The following is a 9360-nucleotide window of genomic DNA, read 5'->3' as shown; positions in this document are numbered from 1 at the left end:
ATTTTAATTAGCCTATGTTTTCAGACAACTCATAAAAAACTAAATTCTTAAATAGCCCCTATAAAATAAAAATCCTGTTATTGCGATTCTGAAATTCTAATTTGAGAAACTGCTTTTGCTCGCAATGACAGATTGGAATGATAGCGGAAACGTAATACCATTTAAAGTTTAAATTTACTGGGATAAAAAAACATACAGTTTGTCATTCCGAGGAACGAGGAATCTCATCAAGTTATTCAAATTATGAGATTCCTCGTTCCTCGGAATGACAACATCCTCAATAAATATTCCAGTATTTTTAAAGATAAATTGATATTATACTAATTTTACGATTGTTCTTCAATAAAAAAGAAGCCAAATTAATAGCTTTTTGAAAATGATCGTGTTTTTGAGTTGAAAAATTTAAATCGTAATAGGTTAAAACAAATGTGTGTTTTTTATAACAGCTCTTTTTAGGACAGCTGATTTCTTTACATGGGTGACTTATGATTTAGAAAACCGTTAAAATCATGATTTGGATAGGCCTCTAAAACGCTTCAAAATAGGAGTTATATACTAATTACAGCCACTAACAAGGCAAATGATCACCCAAATTTTTTAAGAAAATTACTAAAAAGCATCGCTGATTTTTTTTTTTAATGAAATCATAAATATCCTTATGACATAAAAGCGTAGCAAGAAAATTGAGAGAAACTCGGCGTATCCCTTAAATATGAGAAAGTAAAAGTGATGTTTGAATTTATCTTAATAACTTTTTTCTAATATTCTCTTTAACACCATCAAACCATTCGCTACGCAGGATACTCAAAATAATACTATCTCGTCTTCCGCCGTCTAGTTTTGTCATATTACTTCGCAAAATACCATCTACCTTACAACCAATACTTTTCATGGCAGCTTTACTGGTTTCGTTTGCGTTGTCGGCACGAAATTCTACTCGCTCCACATTCATTTTTTCGAAGGCAAATTCGAGTAATAAATATTTGCAATGCTTGTTAAGTCCTGTACCTTGAAATTGTTTTCCGTACCAAGTGTACCCCAATTGTAACGTTTTATTGCTAAGCTGCATATCATAAAAACGTGTACTTCCTGCGTATTCATTTGTTCGTTTGTCTAAAACTACGAAGGCGTATTCTGTTAGTTTTTCTCGATTATTTAATGCCAATTGAATGTATTTTCTAAAATTTTCTGCTCCAATTGTTGGTAAAGACGAATATTTCCAGATTTCTGGGTTTTGCAATGATTCTGTAAATAAATTGGCAAAATGGGATTCTTGCAAAGGTTCTAAACGAACGGTATCATTTTCTAGAATGTAGTTTGTAGAAAAATCGAAATTAAATGTCATAAGAATTGTATTATTCATTGAATTCGTCGTGTCGTTCTGGAACTTGCGGGTCGTATAAGGGACATTTGTATTCTTGGAGAATATCCACGAGTGTGTTCATCGTTTTGCCTTGGGTTCCGTAGCAATCTATTTTGATGCTTTGTGGTGTGGTTCTTATATGAAATGCGCCTACCCCATCGTTATTTTTCCAGCTTTTCTCATCGACTTTTTCCCATTTTGAGAAAACGTTTGCGATTCGGTTTAGGATTATTTCGATAGGGAGCTCTTCGAGTCCGTCGACTATTTTTTCTTCTGAAATGGCTTCGTAAACCAAATGATGGTTTAAGTAAATTGTTTCTTTATAATTCCAAAATACTAATTCGTACATAGTTTATTTTTTTAACCACAAAGTACACAAAGTTTTGTACAAAGTCACAAAGGGTTTTATTATGTTAACAAAAAATGCTCCTGATTTTTTATATTATTCTCGAAGATTACAAATATTTTAGCCCCGATAGTAGTGAAAGCCCTTTTTTTGTGGCAATTTTTCTTTACCTCAAAAAAAAAGATTGTAACGGATTGCTTCGCTAGTTCTCATTTTCAGCCTTGGGTGCGGGATTGCTTCCTAAAAAAATTAATATTCGAAAGTTCCGTATTCAGATTGTATGGTTAGTTTTTTATTTTCACTTGCCTCTACTCTACCCACAATTTGCGCATCGACTCCGAATGATTTTGAGATTTGAATCATATCGTTTGCAATATTTTCTGGGACATAAATCTCCATTCTGTGTCCGCAATTGAATACTTGATACATTTCTTTCCAATCTGTTTTTGATTGTTCCTGTATGAGTTTAAAAAGTGGTGGCACGGGAAATAAATTGTCTTTTATAACGTGTAAATTGTCTATAAAATGTAAGATTTTTGTTTGTGCCCCACCGCTACAATGTACCATACCATGTATGTCGTTTGGTGTGTAGTTTTCTAGTATTTTTTTGATGATTGGCGCATAGGTTCTTGTTGGAGAGAGTACTAATTTACCAGCATCTATAGGAGAATTTTCTACGGCATCAGTTAGTTTTACGTTTCCTGAATATACGAGTTCGTGAGGAACTTGGGCATCGAAGCTTTCTGGGTATTTGTGCGCTAAATATTTGTCGAAAACATCGTGACGGGCTGATGTAAGTCCGTTGCTACCCATGCCACCATTGTATGATTTTTCGTAATTTGCTTGACCAAAAGAGGCTAATCCTACAATAACATCGCCTGCTTTTATATTTGCATTATCGACTACGTCTTTGCGTTTAATACGGGCTGTTACTGTCGAATCGACAATGAGTGTTCGCACAATATCACCTACATCGGCAGTTTCGCCACCAGTAGAATGTATGGTTACTCCGAAGGTTTTTAGTTCGGCAATTAGTTCTTCGCTTCCGTTGATAATGGCAGAGATTACCTCCCCTGGTATGAGGTTTTTATTACGCCCAATGGTTGAAGATAGCATAATATTATTGGTTGCACCAACGCATAATAAATCGTCGATATTCATGATGAGTGCGTCTTGTGCGATGCCTTTCCAAACGGACATGTCGCCTGTTTCTTTCCAGTACATATAGGCTAACGAGGATTTTGTTCCTGCACCGTCTGCATGCATGATCAGGCAATATTCTTGGTCGTTTGTTAAGTAATCTGGGACAATTTTGCAGAATGCTTTAGGGAATAATCCTTTGTCTATATTTTTGATGGCGTTGTGCACATCTTCTTTGCCTGCTGAAACGCCACGAAGCGCATATCTTTTTGAAGTATCAGAACTCATTGTTGTTTGTGTTGTTGTTTGGCAAAGATAATATTTTAGATTTTAGATTGCAGATTTTAGATTACAGATTTTTATTTTTCTATAATTAAGATTTCTACTCGGCGATTGGCTAATTCTTCCTGGTAACTTTTTTCTGGAATTTTATAAATTGGATTAGCGCTACCATAACCATGATAACCCAATCTTGAGGTAGCTATTCCGTTTTTTATTAAATAATCGAATATATATTTTGCCCTCCTGTAAGATAGTTTTACATCGTTTGTATTAGGATTACAACAAATATTTCCATGAATTTCTATTTTTATTTTTGGATTATTTGTCAAATAGTCTAAAAGATCTATTATAATTTGAGAAGAACCATTGGCTAATTTTTCAGAATTAATTTGAAATAAAATATTGTTAATAATTATAATATCGCCTTTTTTAGCATTTTTAAATTTTTCGAAAATTGATTTTTCGGAAGCTAAAAACTGTTTTAATATTTCTGGATTTTCTGACGAATAGAAACTTCCGTTTTCTGAATTATTAGGGTTTGGTTTTGGTTTATCGGATAAAATAGATTTAAAAAAAATAATTGCTTTCCTATTTTTATTTGAATTTTTAGATTGATTGTAATTTTCTCCAAAACCTTTTATTTCTACTTGATTGCTAATCTGAACTTTGTTCTCTTTGCAATAATTAAATATTTTTTTGGCTCTTTTTATTGAAAGTGAGTCGTTGTATGTAGTAGTATCTACCGAATCAGTGAAGCCGTAAATTTTTAAAATTTCGATTTTATTTTTTGAAGTGATTAAAGAATCGAGTTTAATTTTAGTTTTGGGATTGATGTCTGTTTTATTGAAATCGAAATAAATTTCTAATTTTTCTTGTGCAGAAGCATTTTCTACAAGACATAAAAAGAGTAAAAAATAACAGATTCTCATATTCTTTAATTCTAGATAATTTAAGATTTTTAAAAATTAGTCTAGATACGAAATAGCTATCTTACTAATAAAACAGGGGTATTATATAACCCTTTTAGTGTTTTAAATACTAAAAGGGTTCTTTTTTTTAATTCAGAAATTATTTTCTCTTCATTACTCTTTCTACAGCTTCAACTATGGCTTGATTGTTTAGTTTGTATTTTTCCATTAATTGTTCTGGAGTTCCGCTTTCGCCAAATGAGTCTTGAACGGCAACAAATTCTTGTGGCGTAGGGTTATTTAGGGCTAATGTTCTGGCAACACTTTCTCCTAAACCGCCAAGAATATTGTGTTCTTCTGCAGTAACCACAAAACCCGTTTTAGCGACTGATTTTAAGATTGCTTCTTCGTCTAATGGTTTGATGGTGTGAATATTTATTACCTCGGCCGAAATTCCTTTTGCCTCTAATGCTTCTGCTGCTATTAATGCTTCCCAAACTAAATGTCCTGTTGCTATAATGGTTACATCTGTACCTTCGTTTAATAGGATTGCTTTTCCTATTACGAATGGTTGGTCTGCAGGCATAAAGTTAGGCACTACTGGACGTCCGAAACGCAAATAAGCAGGGCCGTGATGATCGGCTAATGCTAAAGTTGCTGCTTTGGTTTGGTTGTAATCGCAGGTATTAATTACTGTCATACCTGGCAACATTTTCATTAGTCCAATATCTTCTAATATTTGATGTGTTGCACCGTCTTCGCCAAGCGTTAAACCAGCGTGAGAAGCACAAATTTTTACGTTTTTATCAGAATATGCTACAGATTGACGAATTTGATCGTAAACTCTTCCTGTAGAAAAGTTAGCAAATGTTCCTGTAAAAGGAATTTTTCCGCCAATGGTTAGTCCGGCTGCGATTCCAATCATGTTGGCTTCTGCAATTCCTATTTGAAAAAAACGGTCTGGATGATTTTTCTTGAAATCGTCAAATTTTAACGAACCTATTAAATCGGCGCAAAGTGCTACAACATTTTCGTTTTTTTGTCCCAATTCGGTCATTCCTGCACCAAATCCTGAACGAGTATCTTTACTTCCTGTGTTTGTATATTTTGTCATTATGTAATTTAAAGATTAAAATGATTTAAAAAATTAAGAGTATGAAAATTCATAATTTGTAATTTAAAACTCATAATTATTTAGTAGTCTCCTAAAGTTTCTGGATTTTGTGCTAAAGCATTTGCAAGTTGATCATTACTTGGTGCTTTTCCGTGCCAAGCATGGGTATGCATCATAAAATCTACTCCGTTACCCATTTCGGTATGAAGAATTACACAAACTGGCTTTCCTTTTCCTGTTCTTGCTTTGGCTTCGTTCATTCCTGTAATAATGGCATCGATGTTGTTTCCTTTGGCTATTTCTAAAACATCCCAATCAAAAGCTTCAAATTTAGCTTTTAGATTACCCATATTTAAAACATCTTTAGTAGAACCGTCTATTTGCTGACGGTTATAATCGACCGTTGCAATAAGGTTGTCAACATTTTTTGCAGAAGCGTACATGATGGCTTCCCAGTTTTGCCCCTCTTGCAATTCGCCATCGCCAGTTAGGGCGTAAATTAAATTATTATCGTTGTTTAGTTTTTTTGCTTGTGCAGCACCAATGGCAACAGATAAACCTTGTCCTAAAGAACCAGAAGCTACTCGAATACCTGGCAAACCTTCGTGTGTTGTTGGGTGTCCTTGCAAACGTGTGTTTAGCTTTCTAAAGGTTGCTAATTCTGAAACTGGAAAATAACCGCTTCTGGCTAAAACACTGTAAAAAAGAGGGGAAATATGACCGTTTGAAAGGAAGAATAAATCTTCGCCAATCCCATTCATATCAAAACCATCATTTCTTTTCATTATATTTTGGTAAAGTGCTACCAAAAACTCTGTACAGCCCAAAGAACCTCCTGGATGACCAGAATTTACTGCATGTACCATGCGAAGAATATCTCTTCGTACTTGTGTTGAAAAATCTTCTAGTTGTTGTGTGTTAGACATTGTTTGTAGTTAAAAATTATAAGTTGTAAAAGTAATTCTATTTTTTTGGTGCGCAAAAGATTTTGTTATAAGTTATTAATGGTTTTAAACAAAAAAAGTTCCACCGAAGTAGGACTAAATGTTTTTATCTATAATAATATGATTAATATTGTAGTAAAGATTAAACTTTTAGTCATAACCGTAATATCGAATTAAAAAAAAGCAAGAAAAAGAAGATTAATTCTTTTTCTTGCTCTAAAAAAATGCCCTTGTATGCGATTCTTAAATTTCGCATTTATTCAGGGTAAGCCAATATGATGAACAATGCTAATAGCTTATATATAAAATAAAGGTGTTGTTTTTAAAATACGAAAATCGCTCTTTCGCCCATCATTTCATTTACTGCATCTGCAACTTCTTCTAGAATTTCTTCATTTGTATGATTCATAATTACTTTATCAATAAAAGCAACAATAGTTTCCATATCTTCTTCTAGCAAGCCACGAGTTGTAATAGCTGGCGTTCCTACACGAATTCCTGAAGTTACAAATGGTGATTTATCATCAAAAGGGACCATGTTTTTGTTTACCGTAATTTCTGCTTTTACTAAAGCATTTTCGGCTTCTTTCCCAGAAATATTTTTATTTCTTAAATCGATAAGCATCATGTGATTGTCCGTCCCGCCAGAGATAATATGATAATCTCTTTTTACAAAAGCGGCTGCCATAGCTTTGGCATTTTTTTGCACTTGCATGGCATATCTAAAAAACTCATCGGTTAGTGCTTCTCCAAACGCTACTGCTTTTGCTGCGATAATGTGTTCTAGTGGGCCTCCTTGATTTCCTGGAAAAACTGACATATCTAAAACGTGAGACATCATTCTTATTTCTCCTTTTGGTGTTTTTAAACCCCAAGGGTTTTCAAAATCTTTACCCATCATAATTAATCCGCCACGAGGCCCACGAAGTGTTTTATGGGTTGTTGTTGTTATAATATGACAATGTGGAATTGGGTCGTTCATTAATCCTTTAGCGATTAATCCCGCTGGATGCGAAATATCAGCCATCAAAATTGCTCCTACTGAATCTGCAATTTTACGGAAACGTTCAAAATCCATATCACGAGAATAAGCAGATGCGCCTGCAATGATTAGTTTTGGTTGCTCTTTTGTTGCAATTTCTTGTATTTTATCATAGTTTAGCATTCCTGTTTCTGGCTCTACCCCATAAAAAGTAGGATTGTATAATTTTCCTGAAAAGTTTACTGGAGATCCGTGAGTTAAATGTCCTCCGTGAGATAAATCGAAACCTAAAATAGTATCTCCTGGTTTCAAACAAGCTGCAAAAACTGCTGTATTTGCTTGCGACCCTGAATGTGGTTGCACGTTTGCATACTCAGCACCAAATAAATCTTTGGCTCTATCTATTGCAATTTGCTCGATAACATCGACTACTTCACAACCGCCGTAATATCTTTTTCCAGGATATCCTTCGGCATATTTATTTGTTAGTACAGATCCTGCAGCTTCCATTACTTGGTCGCTTACAAAATTTTCGGAAGCAATTAGCTCTAGTCCGTGAATTTGTCTGTCTTGTTCTTCAATAATTAGGTCAAATATTTGTTGGTCGCGTAACATAATTTTTTTTTTAGTTAAATTCCTTACAAAAATACAAAAAAACGTTTGGTAAAATAATAGTTTATAATATATTTGGTATAAGAATTATCAACACAAGAGCGTTAGCTATTAACGCAGTAAATAAAAAAATAATTATATGCCAATTACAGCAAACGATCCAACTCGAAAATCATGGTTAAATATAACTAACGATACTGATTTTCCTATACAAAACATCCCTTTTGGAGTATTTTTAACCAAAGAAAATATAGTAACAGTGGGAACCAGAATAGGAGATTACGCAATAGATTTAGGTGCTTTGCAACAATTAAATTATTTTAGTGGTATAGAATTGACTGATGATATATTTATGCAAGATACGCTGAATGATTTTATATCTGACGGAAAAAAAACATGGAGACTGGTTAGAAATCGCATCGCAGATATTTTTGACAGCAACAATCCTACACTAAAAGACAACAAAAAACACCGAGATATAGTTATCTTTAATGTAGCTGATGTAGAAATGCAACTTCCTGTATTTATAGGTGATTATACCGATTTTTTTTCCAGTAAAGAACACGCAACAAATACTGGTACAATGTTTAGAGACCCTGCAAATGCTTTACTTCCCAACTGGCTACACATACCCGTGGGTTATCACGGAAGAAGCTCTACTATTGTTCCTTCCGGAATTCCAGTACACAGACCAAACGGACAAACTTTACCAAATGGCGAAACCGTACCTGTTTTTGGTCCTTCAAAATTAGTAGATTTCGAATTAGAAACAGCTTTTATCACGACCGATGCTAATCTTATGGGCGAAAATATCCCTGTAAATGAGGCAGAAGATCATATTTTCGGAATGGTGTTACTAAACGACTGGAGCGCTCGTGATATCCAAAAATGGGAATATGTACCACTTGGCCCGTTTTTAGCAAAAAACTTTGCCTCCTCTATCTCGCCTTGGATTGTAACTATGGATGCATTAGAACCTTTTCGCTGTGCATCTCCAAAACAAGAACCTACTCCACTACCCTACTTACAACAAAAAGGAAATTATGCTTTCGATATTAATTTAGAAGTGGCTATAGAACCCGAAAATGCGGAAGCAATAACTATTTCAAGAACAAATTTAAAATATATGTACTGGACAATGAGCCAGCAACTAGCACACCACACCAGCAATGGTTGCCGAATTAATTCTGGAGATATGATGGGGTCTGGTACCATTTCTGGACCAACTCCAGATTCCTACGGATCGATGCTAGAACTTACTTGGGGCGGAAAAAACCCTATAAAAATGAATGATGGTTCTGAAAGAAAATTTATAAATGACGGAGATACTGTTATTATGAAAGGTTTTTGCCAAAATGACCAAGTAAGAATTGGATTTGGAGAAGTTTCTAGCAAATTATTACCTGCCAATAAGATGAAGTAAAAAAAATCATACACTTATAAAAATGTCTGCTAGCAGGCATTTTTTTTTTTATATTTTAGTACAAAACTTTATGAATTAAAAACATAACTATCCGTAAATTAGACCAAAATAAAAATTAGACCACGCATATAAAAATATTCTTACAGATTTAGAGTAAAGTAAGAAAATAAATTTGTTTATGGTTTTGAAAATCTTTTTAATATGTAAAAACAGGTTAACAGATTGAGAGATACTCACAAAAAAATA

Annotated in this window: 8 protein-coding genes; 1 reads left to right on the top strand and 7 read right to left on the bottom strand. The window is 33.9% G+C overall.

The window, feature by feature from the left end:
* Positions 1-739: 739 nt before the first annotated feature.
* The 7 genes from B0A57_RS01760 to glyA form a co-directional block, all read right to left on the bottom strand.
* Positions 740-1363 (bottom strand): GNAT family N-acetyltransferase, encoded by a 624-nt coding sequence (locus B0A57_RS01760; RefSeq protein WP_011962847.1) that lies wholly within the window; start codon positions 1361-1363, stop codon positions 740-742.
* Positions 1356-1712: a hypothetical protein gene (locus B0A57_RS01755; protein ID WP_011962846.1), complete on the bottom strand. Its 357-nt coding sequence runs from the start codon at positions 1710-1712 to the stop codon at positions 1356-1358. The genes B0A57_RS01760 and B0A57_RS01755 overlap by 8 nt, the downstream gene beginning before the upstream one ends.
* Before the next feature lie 246 nt (positions 1713-1958).
* Positions 1959-3137, bottom strand: a complete 1179-nt coding sequence (locus tag B0A57_RS01750) for an AIR synthase related protein (protein WP_011962845.1) — start codon at positions 3135-3137, stop codon at positions 1959-1961.
* A 71-nt stretch (positions 3138-3208) separates the two neighbouring features.
* Positions 3209-4060 (bottom strand): OmpA family protein, encoded by an 852-nt coding sequence (locus tag B0A57_RS01745; protein WP_052079091.1) that lies wholly within the window; start codon positions 4058-4060, stop codon positions 3209-3211.
* 139 nt (positions 4061-4199) lie between these two features.
* The gene (locus B0A57_RS01740) at positions 4200-5153 is read right to left on the bottom strand and encodes a transketolase family protein (RefSeq protein WP_011962843.1); all 954 of its coding nucleotides are present in this window, start codon (positions 5151-5153) and stop codon (positions 4200-4202) included.
* An 80-nt stretch (positions 5154-5233) separates the two neighbouring features.
* Positions 5234-6079 carry a transketolase gene (locus B0A57_RS01735; protein WP_011962842.1) on the bottom strand — a complete coding sequence of 282 codons (846 nt, stop codon included), beginning with the start codon at positions 6077-6079 and terminating at the stop codon, positions 5234-5236.
* Positions 6080-6419: 340 nt separating this feature from the next.
* Complete coding sequence (gene glyA / locus B0A57_RS01730; RefSeq protein ID WP_011962841.1) at positions 6420-7694, bottom strand: serine hydroxymethyltransferase; 1275 nt, start codon at positions 7692-7694, stop codon at positions 6420-6422.
* Between the two features lie 136 nt (positions 7695-7830).
* Between glyA and fahA the strand changes: the two genes are divergently transcribed.
* Positions 7831-9114 (top strand): fumarylacetoacetase, encoded by a 1284-nt coding sequence (gene fahA / locus B0A57_RS01725; RefSeq protein ID WP_034097935.1) that lies wholly within the window; start codon positions 7831-7833, stop codon positions 9112-9114.
* Positions 9115-9360: the final 246 nt, after the last annotated feature.

The organism is Flavobacterium psychrophilum DSM 3660 = ATCC 49418 (assembly GCF_002217405.1).
GTDB lineage: Bacteria > Bacteroidota > Bacteroidia > Flavobacteriales > Flavobacteriaceae > Flavobacterium > Flavobacterium psychrophilum.
This window is presented reverse-complemented; position numbering and strand designations above follow the sequence as displayed.